The 15,158-nt window shown below is 53.2% G+C and carries 17 protein-coding genes; 5 read left to right on the forward strand and 12 right to left on the reverse strand.

All coding sequences use genetic code 11. From position 1 onward, the window contains the following. Positions 1 to 321: 321 nt before the first annotated feature. Positions 322 to 837: a chorismate lyase gene (gene ubiC / locus DZE2538_RS02715; RefSeq protein ID WP_019843760.1), complete on the forward strand. Its 516-nt coding sequence runs from the start codon at positions 322 to 324 to the stop codon at positions 835 to 837. Continuing rightward, positions 838 to 1,722 carry a 4-hydroxybenzoate octaprenyltransferase gene (ubiA, locus tag DZE2538_RS02720; protein ID WP_012883283.1) on the forward strand — a complete coding sequence of 295 codons (885 nt, stop codon included), beginning with the start codon at positions 838 to 840 and terminating at the stop codon, positions 1,720 to 1,722. A 50-nt stretch (positions 1,723 to 1,772) separates the two neighbouring features. On the opposite strand, the gene plsB is transcribed toward ubiA, so the two are convergent. Further along, positions 1,773 to 4,262, reverse strand: coding sequence for a glycerol-3-phosphate 1-O-acyltransferase PlsB (gene plsB / locus DZE2538_RS02725; protein WP_038915533.1), 2,490 nt, complete (start codon positions 4,260 to 4,262; stop codon positions 1,773 to 1,775). A gap of 128 nt (positions 4,263 to 4,390) precedes the next feature. Here plsB and DZE2538_RS02730 point away from each other — a divergent pair, with 128 nt between their 5' ends. Continuing rightward, positions 4,391 to 4,756: a diacylglycerol kinase gene (locus tag DZE2538_RS02730; RefSeq protein ID WP_019843762.1), complete on the forward strand. Its 366-nt coding sequence runs from the start codon at positions 4,391 to 4,393 to the stop codon at positions 4,754 to 4,756. 109 nt (positions 4,757 to 4,865) lie between these two features. Further along, positions 4,866 to 5,477: a transcriptional repressor LexA gene (lexA, locus tag DZE2538_RS02735; protein WP_012883286.1), complete on the forward strand. Its 612-nt coding sequence runs from the start codon at positions 4,866 to 4,868 to the stop codon at positions 5,475 to 5,477. Positions 5,478 to 5,736: 259 nt separating this feature from the next. Here the strand turns inward: lexA and zur are convergent, their stop codons facing one another. Both zur and DZE2538_RS02745 read right to left on the reverse strand, forming a co-directional pair. Further along, complete coding sequence (gene zur / locus DZE2538_RS02740; RefSeq protein ID WP_016943161.1) at positions 5,737 to 6,246, reverse strand: zinc uptake transcriptional repressor Zur; 510 nt, start codon at positions 6,244 to 6,246, stop codon at positions 5,737 to 5,739. Positions 6,247 to 6,381: 135 nt separating this feature from the next. Then, a complete protein-coding gene (locus tag DZE2538_RS02745) occupies positions 6,382 to 7,089 on the reverse strand; it encodes a pirin family protein (RefSeq protein WP_023638874.1) in 708 nt (235 codons plus the stop codon). A 109-nt stretch (positions 7,090 to 7,198) separates the two neighbouring features. On the opposite strand from DZE2538_RS02745, the gene DZE2538_RS02750 reads away from it, so the two are divergent. After that, positions 7,199 to 8,095 carry a LysR family transcriptional regulator gene (locus tag DZE2538_RS02750; RefSeq protein ID WP_016943159.1) on the forward strand — a complete coding sequence of 299 codons (897 nt, stop codon included), beginning with the start codon at positions 7,199 to 7,201 and terminating at the stop codon, positions 8,093 to 8,095. Positions 8,096 to 8,175: 80 nt separating this feature from the next. On the opposite strand, the gene DZE2538_RS02755 is transcribed toward DZE2538_RS02750, so the two are convergent. The 9 genes from DZE2538_RS02755 to DZE2538_RS02795 form a co-directional block, all read right to left on the reverse strand. Then, on the reverse strand, positions 8,176 to 9,162 hold the full coding sequence (locus DZE2538_RS02755) for a glutathione S-transferase family protein (protein ID WP_038915534.1): 987 nt from the start codon (positions 9,160 to 9,162) through the stop codon (positions 8,176 to 8,178). 102 nt (positions 9,163 to 9,264) lie between these two features. Continuing rightward, complete coding sequence (locus DZE2538_RS02760) at positions 9,265 to 9,660, reverse strand: DoxX family protein (protein WP_023638876.1); 396 nt, start codon at positions 9,658 to 9,660, stop codon at positions 9,265 to 9,267. Positions 9,661 to 9,950: 290 nt separating this feature from the next. Beyond that, positions 9,951 to 10,244 (reverse strand): YqjK-like family protein, encoded by a 294-nt coding sequence (locus DZE2538_RS02765; RefSeq protein ID WP_038915535.1) that lies wholly within the window; start codon positions 10,242 to 10,244, stop codon positions 9,951 to 9,953. Beyond that, positions 10,241 to 10,639, reverse strand: coding sequence for a phage holin family protein (locus DZE2538_RS02770; RefSeq protein ID WP_019843766.1), 399 nt, complete (start codon positions 10,637 to 10,639; stop codon positions 10,241 to 10,243). The genes DZE2538_RS02765 and DZE2538_RS02770 overlap by 4 nt, the downstream gene beginning before the upstream one ends. A 3-nt stretch (positions 10,640 to 10,642) precedes the next feature. Next, entirely contained in the window at positions 10,643 to 10,948 is a 306-nt protein-coding gene (locus DZE2538_RS02775) for an ElaB/YgaM/YqjD family protein (RefSeq protein WP_019843767.1), read from the reverse strand. A 274-nt stretch (positions 10,949 to 11,222) separates the two neighbouring features. Next, on the reverse strand, positions 11,223 to 11,576 hold the full coding sequence (gene mzrA, locus DZE2538_RS02780) for an EnvZ/OmpR regulon moderator MzrA (protein ID WP_019843768.1): 354 nt from the start codon (positions 11,574 to 11,576) through the stop codon (positions 11,223 to 11,225). A 3-nt stretch (positions 11,577 to 11,579) separates the two neighbouring features. Further along, the gene (locus DZE2538_RS02785; protein ID WP_019843769.1) at positions 11,580 to 12,254 is read right to left on the reverse strand and encodes a DedA family protein; all 675 of its coding nucleotides are present in this window, start codon (positions 12,252 to 12,254) and stop codon (positions 11,580 to 11,582) included. Positions 12,255 to 12,709: 455 nt separating this feature from the next. Next, the gene (gene exuR / locus DZE2538_RS02790) at positions 12,710 to 13,489 is read right to left on the reverse strand and encodes a transcriptional regulator ExuR (RefSeq protein WP_012883297.1); all 780 of its coding nucleotides are present in this window, start codon (positions 13,487 to 13,489) and stop codon (positions 12,710 to 12,712) included. A gap of 359 nt (positions 13,490 to 13,848) precedes the next feature. Beyond that, a complete protein-coding gene (locus DZE2538_RS02795) occupies positions 13,849 to 15,150 on the reverse strand; it encodes an MFS transporter (RefSeq protein WP_038915536.1) in 1,302 nt (433 codons plus the stop codon). Positions 15,151 to 15,158: the final 8 nt, after the last annotated feature.

Consider the following 15,158-nt stretch of genomic DNA (forward strand, 5'->3'; position numbering starts at 1 on the left):
ATACCCGTCGCACAAGAAACTACCCGGCTTTGGCCGGGTAGTTTTTTTTATGGAGCCAGCGCTCTGGTGTGTTGTGCTCGCCCGTGACATTTTTACAACGCACATGCTCACAACGCATCTATTTACAACGCATCTGATGCGTGACGCCGTACCATGCATTTGCAACAGGCTGTGAGCTGGATAGCTATATTGTGTGAAAATCGCTCAAATCGTTAACGCGGGGTTCGGAACCTGTTATCAGCGCACGCTTCTTCGCTACAATGAGCTTCTGCGTTACAATAAGCGCGTTTTATTTATTAAACACCGGGTGGAATGGAATAGATGTCTGATGAGGCGTTGGCTAGCCTGCACTCGGTTGAGTGGTGCGCGCCTGAAGAATTACCTGCGTCGGTGATGGACTGGCTGGTTTACCACGAGTCTATGACGCGCCGTCTTGAACGGCATTGCTTACGCCTGACGGTGCAAGTCAGGCAGGAGCTATTTGTCTCGTCGCCAGAGGTGGCGGGTGAAGCGGCGTTGTTGCCGTTGAGTGAGCGCTATTGGCTACGTGAGGTTACGCTGTCAGGTGACGGCAAGCCCTGGTTATTCGGCCGCACTGTGATACCGGAGCAGACTCTGGAAGAGGCTGATATTGACCTGACGCAGATTGGCAATACGCCACTGGGGCGTTATTTGTTCCTGCAAGGGCCACCGCCGCGCGATGTGATTCAAACAGGTCGATGTGGCGCGCTGTGGGTGCGGCGTGCGCGTTTGCTTTTGTCGGGCAATCCGTTGCTGATTACCGAGCTATTCTTGCCGGATGCCCCCGTTTATTTCCCCGACGCCCATCAGGGCTGAATGCAAAAGGAGAATCAGGCGTTGGAAAGATTGTTAACGTCAGGACGCTGGGGTGCGTATTTCCGTTTGATGCGTATCAATAGGCCGATTGGCACGTTATTGCTGTTATGGCCGACGTTGTGGGCATTATGGCTGGCAGGACGTGGCGCACCGGCGCTCTGGACGTTACTGGTGTTTGTGGCCGGGGTGTTTTTGATGCGTGCCGCAGGGTGTGTGATTAATGACTACGCCGATCGCCATTTCGATGGGCACGTCAAACGCACTGCTGCACGACCGTTGCCCGCCGGGTTAGTTAGCGAACAATCTGCCAAGGTACTGTTTGTTGTGCTGGTATTGCTGGCGTTTGGCCTGGTACTGACCATGAACCCGTTGACTATCTGGCTATCGGTTGCCGCGCTGGCGCTGGCGTGGGTCTATCCCTTCATGAAGCGTGTTAGCCATCTGCCGCAACTGGTTTTAGGGGCGGCGTTTGGCTGGTCTATCCCGATGGCGTATGCCGCCGTTAGCGAATCCTTGCCTGCCGCCTGCTGGCTGATGTTTTTTGCCTACATTTGCTGGACCGTCGCCTATGACACCGAATACGCGATGGTGGATCGCGATGATGATCTCAAGATTGGGATAAAATCCACCGCCATCTTGTTTGGCCGTCATGACACGTTGATTATCGGCGTACTGCAACTGATGACGCTGGTGGCGATGCTGGCATTAGGAAGGATGATGGGGTTGAGTCAGATCTTCTACTGGTCGGTGCTGGTGGCGGCTGCCTTGTTTGCTTATCAGCAACGGTTGATTGCCGGGCGTGAACGAGATGACTGTTTCCGGGCATTCAACAATAACAATTATGTCGGCATGGTGCTGTTTTTCGGCATCCTGTTTGGTTTGTAGCCATTAGCCTGCCAAACGAGCCCTGCGATGTTTTCGCAGGGCCCCAACCGTTACTCGACGTCTTCCTTTTCTTTTTCCTTTTCAGCCAGACTCACCGCGGGTTCGCTTTCGCTGCTTTCCTGCGCCAGGCTGGCGCTTTCAATGGTGAGTTTGACTTCTGGCGTGAGCAGTTCACCCAGAATGGCGTAAATGGCCTGCACATGTTCCAGCACGGCTTCACCCGTATCGCTGACGTACCCTTCGTTACGCAATGTGTTGACCAGCGTTGAGAAGACCGCCTTGTCGAAAAACTCTGGCGCATTGATACCATGCAATACAGACAGACGCTGCGCCATGCTGCGGCTTTCTTTCTCCAGCGCACCACGGCTGATGGACGGGTTAGCACTCAGTAATGCCAGCGTAATGGCATAGCGCTGCAGCGTTTCACGCACACCGGCGGCCAACAATTGCAACGTACGGATACGCGCGGGGTTCAGTTCCAGCACATCATCTCGAGTCTGAATCAGTTGCTGATTTGCCAGCTCAGCGATCAGGTCATTCAGTACACTCGCCAGTGCGGTTTTCTCGTAATGCAGGAACAATTCAGCCTGCAGCAGCGGATAAATCAGCGTTATCTGGCGTAACAGCTCTGTTGTCGTGATACGACGGCAGTGCATTACGATGCTGGCAACCAACGACGGCAGTACCAGCATATGCTGGATGTTATTGCGATAGTACGTCATCAACACCGCCTGCTCGCGTGGCAGGATGATGATGTCGCCGACGTTATCCTTCTCCACCTCAAACTTATCCATACCCAGCGCGTGATCCAGCAGCTCGGCGGCGGTCCGATTCGGCACGGTGGCGTCCTGGTTGTAAGGGACATTACGCAGCAGTTGCAGGTAACACTCCAGTTGCTCTTCCATCTGCTCACGGGTTAACGCCCGCTGACGGGAGGCGAGCAGCGCAGTACAACACAGGTTCATCGCGTTGGCTGCTGCGGCATTGTTGATACGCACCATGATGTTATCGGCGATATCCTGCACGGTTGGCGTCAGCCAGGCCGGTCGTTGCGGATCGATAGGATCGATGGCATCACGCCACTGCGGTACGTGATGGTTGAGGTACGTGCTCAACGACAGCGGTTCGCCGATGTTCACGTATCCCTGACCGAGGTTACGCAGTTTGCGTAACCCGCGCACCATTTGCAGGAAACCTTCTTTTTCTTTGGTCGCGCCGCGCAGTTCTTTCGCGTAGGTGCCCACCTCCATCACATGTTCATAGCCGATGTAAATCGGCACCAATGTGATAGGGCGAGTCCCGCCGCGCAGCATCGCCTGAATGGTCATGGCCAGCGTGCCAGTCTTAGGCTCCAGCAAACGACCGGTACGGGAACGGCCGCCTTCGACAAAGTATTCCACCGAATAGCCCCGCGTGAACAATTCACCCAGATACTCGCGAAACAGTGTGGAATAGAGTTTGTTGCCCTTGAACGTGCGGCGGATAAAGAACGCGCCAAGGCGACGGAAAATGGGGCCCGCTGGCCAGAAGTTAAGGTTAATGCCGGCAGCGATATGCGGCGGCACCAGGCCCTGATGGTACAACACGTAGGAGAGCAGCAGATAGTCCATGTGACTGCGGTGGCAGGGAACATAGACGATTTCGTGTCCGTCTTGCGCCAACTGACGTACCCGTTCGGCATTATGCACGTTGATGCCTTGGTACAAGCGGTTCCAGGTCCAGCTCAGTACACGGTCTGATAACCGCACGGCTTCGTAAGAGAAGTCGGCAGCAATCTCTTCCAGCAGCGTGATGGCGTTTTGCTGCGCTTTGTCATGCGAAATCTTTTTAACCCGGGCTTCATCGTCAATTGCTTTGGCGATAGCGCGGGAAGACAGCAACTTATTAAACAGCTCCTGACGGACCGGCAAACGCGGGCCGACTGCCGCCAGCCGCAGACGAGAAAAGTGCATCCGTGCTACGCGCGCCAGTTTGTGGGCGATAGTCTTATCGGTGCCGTGCTCGGTCGCCATGTAACGCAGTGATACGGGGACGGAGAAACGTACAAAACTGTCGCGTCCCAACCATAACACGGCGAAAAATTTCTCAATACCGTTCAACAGGCGTAGATGCGGTGTGCCTTGGCTCTGCCCTTCGCGACCGGGCGAACGACCAAACATGACGGATACCGGCACCATCTGTATATCGAGTTGCGGATTGTTGCGATGCAGATCCAGATAATCGTGGAACAGCTTTATCGACTGCTGTTTAGGCACGTAATAACGGAACAGACGTGGGCCGTCATTAACGAACACGTAGCTCGGTAAGGTTTTTCCGTCAATCTGCAGCGGTTGCAACGGATCGGGCAAGCCTTGCTCCAGACATTTCGTGCGCAGAGTCAGCAAATCCGCCTTGGAGTTATAAGGCAGGACATAGAAAATGGGCCGCGCCGGATCCAACCGTTGTTCATTAACGGGATCCTGTGGAATGACCTTACTTTTAACCAGTAATTTTAGCGGGAAATTCAGTAGTTTATAGTAAATTATACGCCAACCTGACATAACAACCAGAAGCCTCTTGTTAGCAATTCGGGCCAAGGATACCAGAAACCAGACAGGATATCTGTGGTGATGAAAACAGGGCTGCGCGTTAAAATCATGGCCAATCACAAATTAAAGGCGGAGTACGCATGAACAAAGCAACCGGAATGACCCGCATCATCAAAGCGACGGGTTATTCGCTGCAAGGATTGAAACAGGCATGGCAGCATGAGGCGGCGTTTCGACAGGAACTCCTGCTTACGCTGGTCGCGGTGGTGATTGCCTGTTGGTTGCCGGTTTCCATGGTGGAGCGACTGTTGTTGATCGGTGCGGTCGTGCTGATCGTACTGTTTGAACTGGTCAATAGCGCGATTGAAGCTGTGGTGGATCGCGTCGGTACGGATTACCACGAATTGTCAGGCCGGGCCAAAGACATCGGCTCGGCGGCGGTATTCGTCGCCTGTCTGCTGGCGGCAGTCGTGTGGGGCGGGATACTGTGGAGCCGTTTTGCGTGACGCTCTGCATAATCACAGAAAAATCCGTGTAATAGCGATCTCGCGGTTCCCATAGGCACTTTCCCTGTATATACTCACAGCGAAACTGTATAAACAAACAGGGGGCGGAATGAAAGCGCTAACTACCAGACAACAGCAGGTTTATGATCTGATTCGCGATCATATTTCACAAACCGGTATGCCGCCCACCCGGGCCGAAATTGCCAGTCAGTTGGGCTTCCGCTCGCCCAATGCAGCCGAAGAACACCTCAAGGCGCTCGCACGTAAAGGCGTCATTGAAATCGTGACGGGTGCTTCTCGCGGAATCCGCCTGTTGATGGAAGAAGAAGACCAAGGTCTGCCGTTAATTGGCCGTGTCGCTGCCGGTGAGCCGCTGCTGGCTCAGCAGCATATCGAATGTCACTATCAGGTCGATCCGGCCATGTTTAAACCCAGCGCTGATTTTCTGCTGCGGGTAAGTGGGATGTCGATGAAAGACATCGGTATTCTGGACGGCGACCTGCTGGCGGTGCATAAAACGCAGGATGTGCGTAACGGTCAGGTTGTAGTGGCGCGCATTGAAGATGAAGTGACGGTCAAGCGGCTGAAAAAGCAGGGCAACATTGTGCAGTTGCTGGCAGAGAATAAAGAGTTTTCACCGATCGTTGTCGATTTGCGCGAGCAAAATTTCTCCATTGAAGGGTTGGCGGTGGGTGTTATCCGCAACAGCGACTGGAGCTGACGCCCCTGTTCCAGTCCGCCCTTGATGGGTGATGCGCATTACCCATACTGGTGTCCTGCGTGTCTGGATGGGCACCTTTATCCCCCAGTTTGATCTCCGGTTTACGTCAGGGATGGGCCGATGCGTTACATCGTAGCGTCAGGGAAGGGCGATGAATTCAGAAATGAGTTCAGAAGAAGCAATAACTTCAAGAGACATCAGGATAAAACAGTGTGAAGCAACGCTTCACACTCGGCACGGCGTGGTCGGTTTTCGCTGTTCAGCGTTTTTTCACGGGGATGCTGTGATCGTGATGGCAACTGTCCCGATGTTCGCAAGATTCAACCTGCTGGCATTCGCCACACAAACCATGTGCTTCCACCACGCTGTGGCGCAAGGCAAAACCTGCCTGTTTGGCTAACTGGTGCAGGGTTTCTTCCACCCCTTCCGTCTGGCGTTCTGTCACTTGCCCGCACCGATCGCAGATAAACAACGCCGACGTATGGCTATGCTCCTCAAAATGATGGCACAGCACATAACTGTTGGTGGATTCCACCTTATGGATAAAACCTTGTTCCAGCAGAAAATCCAGTGCGCGATAGACGGTGGGGGGCTTGGCCTGCGGTTCGGAAACACGGAGCAGATCCAGCAGATCATACGCGCTGATCGCACCAGGCTGCAGGGCCATCAAACGCAACACCTCCTGACGTTGAGGCGTCAGACGTACATTGCGTTGCTGACAAAGCTGTTCAGCCTGGGCAACAAGTTTGTCCGGATTGGTTGAATCCATTGCAGTAACCCTGAAACGAGTGTGAAATTATCCCGGCATAGTATCATGACTGGATAAAAACGCCGAGATAGCGACATCGAGGTTACTTGGGTTGCTCTCGTTTTAGGATGACTCATCTGGTGAACCTGGCGGTACTTAGACCACCAGGTCTATCAGTAATGCACGTGCGGCGGTTTCTGCCCGAATAATAATGCTCTTTTCCTGCTGAACAAACGCACCGTCGCCACAACGTAATACGCTCGGTATCGGCGCGCTATTCCCATTAATATGCAGAGTGCCATAAATCGACTGCAGATAAGCCCGATTGCCGTTCAGTGTCAGGTGATGTTGTTCACCGGCGGCCAGATTCACATGGTGGATCCAGACCTGCTGACGCAGATGGAGGGCATTGGCCGATTCATCTGGCGATGCAATCAACTGATAAGGCTGCTGCTCTTCCACCTGCAACCGTTGCAGACATTGGTTCTCCCGTGTCGGACACGCGTCCAGCCACAGTTGTAGCCGGGTCAGCGGCGTCTCACTGCCAATATTGTGCTCGCTGTAGCTGATATTGGGTTGCGTGGCGAGCAACAAGGCCTCGCCAGCTTTGGCCCGGGTATGGTTGCCGTTGCTGTCACGATATTCTGCTTCACCCTGCAAGATGATATTCAGGATATCCACGCGAGGATAGGAGCGTGGCTGAAAGGAGGCGCCGGGGGCCAGTACTTCCTGATTGAGCACCCGCAGCGAGGCAAAGCCCAGCAGATCAGGATCAAAGTAATGACCGAAAGAAAAGGTATAGCGCGCCTGCAACCAGCCATAGTCAGCCTTGCCGCATTGTTCTGCTGCTCTGCTAATGATCATGGTATTCGACCCTGAGAATTATTGATGAAGCGATAGTAATTGTCTGGACGATGGATTGTTAGCCAGTTAATCTGGTCGGTACGTTCAAAAATCCTGAATGAGTGAATAAATGGCAAAGGAACGGGCACTAACACTAGAAGCCTTGAGAGTCATGGATGCTATCGATCGCCGGGGAAGTTTTGCCGCTGCGGCCGATGAGCTGGGGCGTGTACCTTCTGCCCTGAGTTATACCATGCAGAAACTGGAAGATGAGTTGGATGTCGTGTTGTTCGACCGTTCCGGGCATCGTACGAAGTTCACCAATGTCGGGCGTATGCTGCTGGAGCGTGGGCGCATCTTGCTGGAAGCTGCCGATAAGTTGACGACGGATGCCGAAGCCCTGGCACGTGGATGGGAAACCCATCTGACCATTGTGATGGAAGCATTGGTGCCGACCGAGCGTTTTTTCCCTTTGCTGGATAAATTGTCGCTTAAAGCCAATACCCAGGTGTCATTATTGACGGAGGTGCTGGCAGGGGCATGGGAACGGCTTGAGCAAGGACGGGCAGATATCGTTATCGCGCCGGACATGCACTTTCGCTCGTCTTCAGAAATCAACACCCGCAAGCTTTATTCCATGAAGAGCGTGTATGTGGCAAGCCCTGACCATCCGATTCACGATGAACCGGAGCCGTTATCGGAAGTGACGCGGGTTAAATATCGCGGTATCGCGATTGCCGATACCGCCCGCGAGCGCCCTGTATTAACGGTGCAATTGCTGGATAAGCAGCCGCGTTTGACCGTGAGTTCGATGGATGACAAGCGACGGGCGTTGCTGGCCGGACTGGGGGTGGCGACAATGCCCTATGAACGGGTGGCTCAGGATATTGCCGAGGGCAGGCTGCGAGTTGTCAGTCCGGAAAACATCATCGAAGTCCAAATCATCATGGCATGGCGGCGTGATAGCATGGGCGAAGCCAAGGCGTGGTTTTTACGGGAAATTCCCCGCATATTTAACGCAAATTGAATATGACACAACACCGTCGCTGATGTTAATCACGCGACGGTGTTACGCCATAAAGCCTGCTCGCAGCGGACAGTATGGGGTTACGGGTAACGCCTGTCCCGACCGTGTGGCGCATCCAGATTCATCTCCGGCCCAACGGAAATAATACCGTGAGGGTTGATGGTGCCATGACTGCGGTAGTAATGGTGGCGGATATGCTCCAGATTGACCGTCTCAGCGATCCCCGGTAGTTGATAGATGTCACGCAGGTAACCATACAGGTTGGGGTAATCGCTTATCCGGCGTTTGTCGCACTTGAAATGGGTATGGTAGACCGGATCAAAGCGGATCAAGGTTGTCCACAACCGGATATCGGCCTCAGAGAGGTGTTCACCAGTCAGATAACGCTGCCTGTCGAGGAGTGTTTCCAGTCTCTCCAGTGCGCTAAATACCAAACCGACCGACTCGTCATAAGCCTGTTGCGTTGTGGCGAAACCCGCTTTATACACCCCATTGTTGACCTGATGGTAAATCCACTCGTTGAGCTCGTCTATCTGCCCGCGTAGCGCCAGCGGATAGTAATCACCCGGTACTGCCCCGCAACCGTCGAAGGCGCTGTTAAGCATACGAATGATATCTGCTGATTCATTGCTGACGATGGTGTGCTGCTGTGTATCCCATAATACAGGGACGGTAACACGCCCGCTGTAGTCAGCTTTCGCGTGCAGATAAAGCTGGTACAGGAATTCGTGTTGATAAAGTGTGTCGCCGGTGGCCTGTGGAAAGTCAGTGCCAAAGGTCCAGCCTTGATCCAGCATCAGTGGGTGTACCACGGAAACGCCGATGTGTTGTTCCAGCCCTTTGAATTTTCGCATCAGCAAGGTGCGATGAGCCCACGGGCACGCCAGGGATACATACAGGTGATAGCGGCCCGTTTCTGCCTTAAATCCACCGCTGCCTGTGGGGCCGGGTTCACCATCGGCGGTAACCCAGTTGCGAAAAAATGTCTGCGGCCGTTTGAAATGCCCGCCGGATGACTGGGTTTCATACCAGGTATCGTGCCATACACCGTCAACCAACAATCCCATAACCGAGTCCTCCCAGAATGACGACAATGGCGGTCAACAGTATTCTGTCGACCGCCATGAGATAATCAGGTGGTATTACTCCGCTGATAATTCAGACTGCTATTACCATTTTTTGTTCAGCAGACGGTCGATACTGAATGCGCCCGGACCGCTAACAAACAGCAGGATGTAGCCGCCAGCGATAGACAGGTTTTTCATGAACATCAGCTGGTTAGCACCCTGAGCAAAATCAGTGTGGAAAATGAATGCGGTCAACAGGGTAAAAAGCGCGGTGATGATAGCAGTAGTGCGAGTCAGGAAACCGAACAGTACCGCCAGACCGCCACCCAGTTCCAGCAGGATGGTCAGCGGCAGCAGCGCACCCGGAACGCCCATTGCTTGCATATATTGCTGAGTTGCGGCGTAAGAGGCGCCCAGTTTGCCGTAACCGGCGACGATAAACAGAATGGGCATCAGGATACGGGCAACAACCAGCAATGCATTTTCAAAATTTTTCATCGATATCTCCAGTAGTGTGTTTGCGGCCGGAGCAAAATTGATAGGGGGCGCATCCGGCAGTAGCTTGTCTAAGTGTTTGTGTAACTGATGGAAGGAATACTAGAGGTGTAAACGTGCAGACACCAGCGAGTAAAATTGTTGTTTTTTGTCAGAAAAATTGACCATGTAGCGAGCTAACTGACAAAAATCGTGAGGGAAGGGCATAAGTCCTGTTGCATACAAAAATACGGATTTGGATGAAACGTGCGGCGTTTGATAGGCAAACGGTTGGCAACAGCGAGAAAACGAGCTTAACGACGCGGCGGCGGTAATATGGATCGAACGAGTTTTACTGTGCTCCAGACGGTGGCGACCCGACGCGCAAATCCGACCAGTCGTTGTGGATGGCGTATTCCCAGAATGGCGATGGCCGGTGGTATTAGCACCAGATAGCGACGAATTCGCGCCCATTTTTGCCAGCACTCATCGTAGGGTGCGGTCAGGTCCAGCCAGTGGTTTTTCTCGGCGGCCAGATCTAACCGCTGTTGCTGAATGCGGTGCAACAATTGCTGCTTTTCGGCAGCCAGGCGTTGCTGACGGTTCATTTGGTTTCGTCCTCCAGCAGTGAACGGTCTGCCGCCAGTTCCTTACGGGTGTCGCGCAACAGCGTGGAGCGGCGCGCGCGTTTGAGCGTCCACACCACGCCGCATAAGGCCAGCCCGAACAAGGTGGCGGTAATCCAGCACAGTGCTGTCAGGCGCGACGCTGGGTCGATACTCAAGATGATCAGTACAATCAGGCTCATCAGCCCAAAGGCCGTAAACAGCAATGTCATGCCGACCATCAGCAACAGCTGAATCAGCAGGTTTTTTTCCTGTTCCAGCTCAATGACCGCCAGCCTGAGCCGCGTTTCCGCCATGCCAATCAGTAAGGCGAAAATGCGTTGTACCGTAGAAACGGCGGAACGGCCGGGGCCTTGACGTGGTGATTCTGTCGTCATAGATTAGCGGCGTGCCAGCAACAGGCCCAGCACGACACCCACGGCAGCACCGATGCCTACCCCGGTCCAGGGGTTTTTATGCACAAACTCATCGGCACACTGTGTGGCTTCACGGGCTTGTGCGGTAATACGATCCCCGGTGTCGTTCAGGCGCTCGCGTGATTCTTTCAGCACGGTTTCTGCTTTGTCGCGCAGTTTTTCCAGTTCGGCTTTGGACTTATCGCCAGAGGAACGTAACACCTCTTCCAGAGTATCTCCCAAAGAGCGCAGTTCCGCCCGCAACTGTTCGGTATCGGATTCTTGTGCCATATGAATACTCCTTTAGTTGATGAATCATAGTGTTAACTAATCGTCGTGTTAACTATAGTGCAGATTTTCATCTTTGTTAGCGCAATGACGACGGATAATTCTGATAACCCGCAACAGGGCGGTGTTGAATGCCAGGAAAAACAAAGAGGAAAGAGCGGGGAGCCATTGAACAGCAAAATGGAAAGCGAAAGGGATCAAAAATGAAAGAGATGAAAGGTGAAAGGGATGAAAAGTGAAAGAAAAGCAAACCAGTTCAGACGATTAACGGGAGGCGTCAGCTTCTGGCAACCAGTGTCGTGCCATGGGTACGCTGGGCGATGACGACGGTATTCGGCAGTGCGATGCTCAGTATTTCTTTGGCCGCACCGCTTTGTTCCGGTGAAGACAGCCGCACAATAATGCTGTTGTTTTCCGGGGTAATGCTTTTGATAGCGATACCCCGTTCATTAAGGCGTTGGTAGATGTAGAAACCATCCGGCAATGTTACGCCCTGATGTAGCGGGGTAATGTGCAGCATCACTTCGTCCGGCAGGCGCGGTGACGACATAGACAACAGCAATGCCAGCAGTGGAAACAGCAGCAACACTGGACGCCAGATGAAGGGCTTCCTAAGCCCAGAGAAGTTCATCAATCAATTCCTTTTTTCACGTGACATCATGCGTTTTTTACGCCAGAGCACCAGTATCGAGCCAGCCAACCCGACGCACAGTAAAACCAGCGGCAGCAGCATCAGACAGGACATCAACAGGTCTTCGTATTTGCGGAATAACGGTGTGTTGCCTAGTGCAAAACCGAGAGAAACCAAACTGGTGACCCACAAAAAGCCGCTCATCCAGTTAAAAAACTGAAAGCGGACATTGTTCAGCCCGGATAACCCGGCAATGGTCGGCAACAGGGTTCGCACAAAAGCCAGAAAGCGACCCATCAACAGGGCTGATAACCCATGACGATGGAATAACTGGTGAGCACGCTGGTGATAGTGTGCCGGAAGATGCGATAGCCATCCCTGAACGACGTGCGTATTTCCAAGCCATTTCCCTTGCAGGTAACTGACCCAGCAGCCAAGGCTGGCGGCGACGGTTAGCAAGGCGATGGTAAACGGGTAGCTCATGGTGCCTTTGGCGATCAGCACCCCGACCAGAAACAGCAGGCTGTCACCCGGCAGGAAGGCGGCTGGCAGTAGACCATTTTCCAGAAATAGAATCAGAAACAACAGCAGATAAATCCTCCAGACGAATTTGGGGTCGGCCAGAACAGTGAAATCCTGATGCCAGAGCGCATACAAAAGTTCTTTCATTATATCCATCTGGTGTTCCTGTACTGCGGCGTTGGAGAAACCACGCTGGGAACCTGCGGCCAGTCAACACCAGCCTGACAAGTCAGGTACGCAGAGCGGTCATGACTGAACATCGGTTGCGTATTCCTTCACATGTCGTCCTGTGCTTTCCTGCCAGCGATTTGCGCACCGGGCATACTTATTTCTTTATCCGTGTATTTTTCACGCCCGGTATTATTCCTTTCCGTTTTTTGCCGGTCAGGTCGTTCTGCCAGTCATTAAACGTAAAAAAAGTGTCCTAACTGTAACAAAAGCCATGCAGGCGAGATAGGAAAATATCACGTTCTGAAAACGTATAACGAGGTGTCTAGCGGGAAAATCGTGTGATTGCCGTCATATTTTACACTTGCTGACAGAACTCGACGTTGGATGACTTTTTTTGCCCCCGAAGGGTGGGGGCAATAGGCGCTAACGGGTGAGAAAATTCAGGATTTGCCGCTGGTGATATGGTCGAGGTGGACAACCGGATTTTCGGCAAACATATAGCGGTCGACGTTAAATTCAAAATCGTCGGTAGTGGCACGAAACAGCATCTGTTTGGTGTTTTCCAGGTGCTGCCACATTGCCAGCTTAGCTGCGTAAGGATCTTTACGGATCAACGCCTTGAGGATCTGGTCATGATCTTCGCACCAGCTTTCAATCGACTTGTCGTCAATGTGTTCGTGCAGTTTGCGCCAGTATGGGTTGTGAATGCGCTGGCTCCACATTTTTTCTACGATCGTCGCCATGGCTGAGTTCTGCGTTGCCAGTGCCACTTGCACATGGAACTTCAGATCCCACTCTGAGTCGCGAAAACGATCTTCCTGACGGGCATTCTCCTGAATTTCCATCAGTTGGATAATGTCCTGACGAGTCACCTGGGTGGCGGCGAATTCCGCAATATTGCTCTCTATCAGCTGACGAGCCTGTAACAGTTCAAATGGCCCAGCGGTGAGAAAATCGGCATCGCTGCCGTTAGCGGCCAACAGGTGGCGCTGTTGATTCGAGATCACGTGAATACCGGAACCTTTACGGACTTCCACGTAACCTTCCACTTCCAGCATGATGATCGCTTCGCGTACCACAGTACGGCTGACATTCATCTCTTCGGAAATATTGCGCTCGGCCGGTAGCTTGTCACCTACCGGATACACGCCGTTTTCAATGCGTTGTTTCAATTCTGCGGCCAGTTGCTGGTAAAGCCGCCTGGATTCTGTCAGTGCCATGATGCCTGCTCTTAAGATAGATGACGCTCCATGAGGTAAGCTGCGTCACTGCGTCTATCCCGTTATGGTGTGTCGTTAATATCCCCGTCATGTTTCCCGTTGCAGGTGTACTGGCTTTCTGGTCCTGCCCGGTAGGCCGCTTTACATTTATTGCCAGCTTTCATACGCGGGCTGGTTGTCCTGCAACTCGAATGACCTGGGGTATATAGAATGATAATCAGAATAGATTTGTTATACCACCCACAATAGATGGCGACCAATGCCCATGTCACAGTTAGCGGCCAGGGTTCGCCCAGAAGAAAGGATTCATCCGGTACCCTATGATACCGGATGAACGACGTGAGGCAGAAATTTCTCTGTTAGTGCTGCTGTGCGGCTTTCAGATCCGCGTCTTTGTTGCCCTCTTCGGCAGCAGGGTTGTTTTTCAGTACTGTCCAGATAACCACTGCGCCCAACAGGTCAAAGATAGCCAGTACGGCGAACAGCGGGCTAAAGCCGATAGTGTCAGCCAGTGCACCGACCACCAGAGCAAACAGCGTACTGGCAGTCCAGGCAGCCATCCCGGTCAAACCGTTGGCGGTGGCGACTTCATTACGACCGAAAACATCGGAAGACAGCGTAATCAGCGCGCCAGACAAGGACTGGTGAGCAAAACCGCCGACGCACAACAGCGCGATGGCAATGTACGGGCTGGTGAACAGGCCGATGGTACCTGGGCCAATCATCAGCAGCGCGCCGAGCGTCACAACCAGTTTACGAGAAACGATCAGGTTAACCTTAAAGTACTTCTGGAACAGCATCGGCATGTAGCCACCGAGGATACAGCCGAGGTCGGCAAACAGCATCGGCATCCAGGCAAACATGGCGATTTCTTTCAGGTTAAAGCCATAGACTTTAAACATGAACAGCGGGATCCAGGCGTTGAATGTCCCCCAGGCTGGTTCAGCCAGGAAACGCGGCAGGGCGATACCCCAGAACTGACGGTTGCGCAGGATCTGCCAGGCGGACATTTTCTTGGCGTTGCCAGCCTGATGCTGTGCTTCCTGACCACCCAGAATATAGTCGCGTTCTTCTTTGCTGAGTTTTTTCTGATCTTTCGGGTGCTTATAGAAATACAGCCAGCCGATTGCCCACAACATGCTCAATGCACCGGTGACCAGAAATGCCATCTGCCAGCTGTGTGCCATGATAGCCCAGACAACCAGCGGTGGAGCCAGCATGCCGCCGATTGATGAACCCACGTTGAAATAGCCAACTGCAACAGAGCGTTCTTTGGCCGGGAACCATTCGCTACTGGCTTTCAGACCGGCGGGAATCATCGCTGCTTCCGCCGCGCCGACTGCGCCGCGCGCTACAGCCAGACCACCCCAGCTGCTCGCTAACGCTGTACCGGCGCAGAACAACGCCCACAGGATGGCGAACACGGCGTAACCCACTTTGGTACCCAGTAAATCCAGCACATAACCGGCAACAGGTTGCATCACGGTATAACAGGCTGAGTAGGCCGCGATGATATAGGAGTACTGCTGAGTACTGATATGGAGCTGTTCCTGCAGTGTCGGTGCCGCTGCGGCAATTGCGTTACGCGTCAGGTAGCCCAGAACGGTACCGATGGTCACCAGTCCGATCATGTACCAGCGCAAGCCTTTGATCTTGAACATGTTAAATA

Source organism: Dickeya zeae NCPPB 2538 (assembly GCF_000406165.1).
Lineage (GTDB): Bacteria > Pseudomonadota > Gammaproteobacteria > Enterobacterales > Enterobacteriaceae > Dickeya > Dickeya zeae.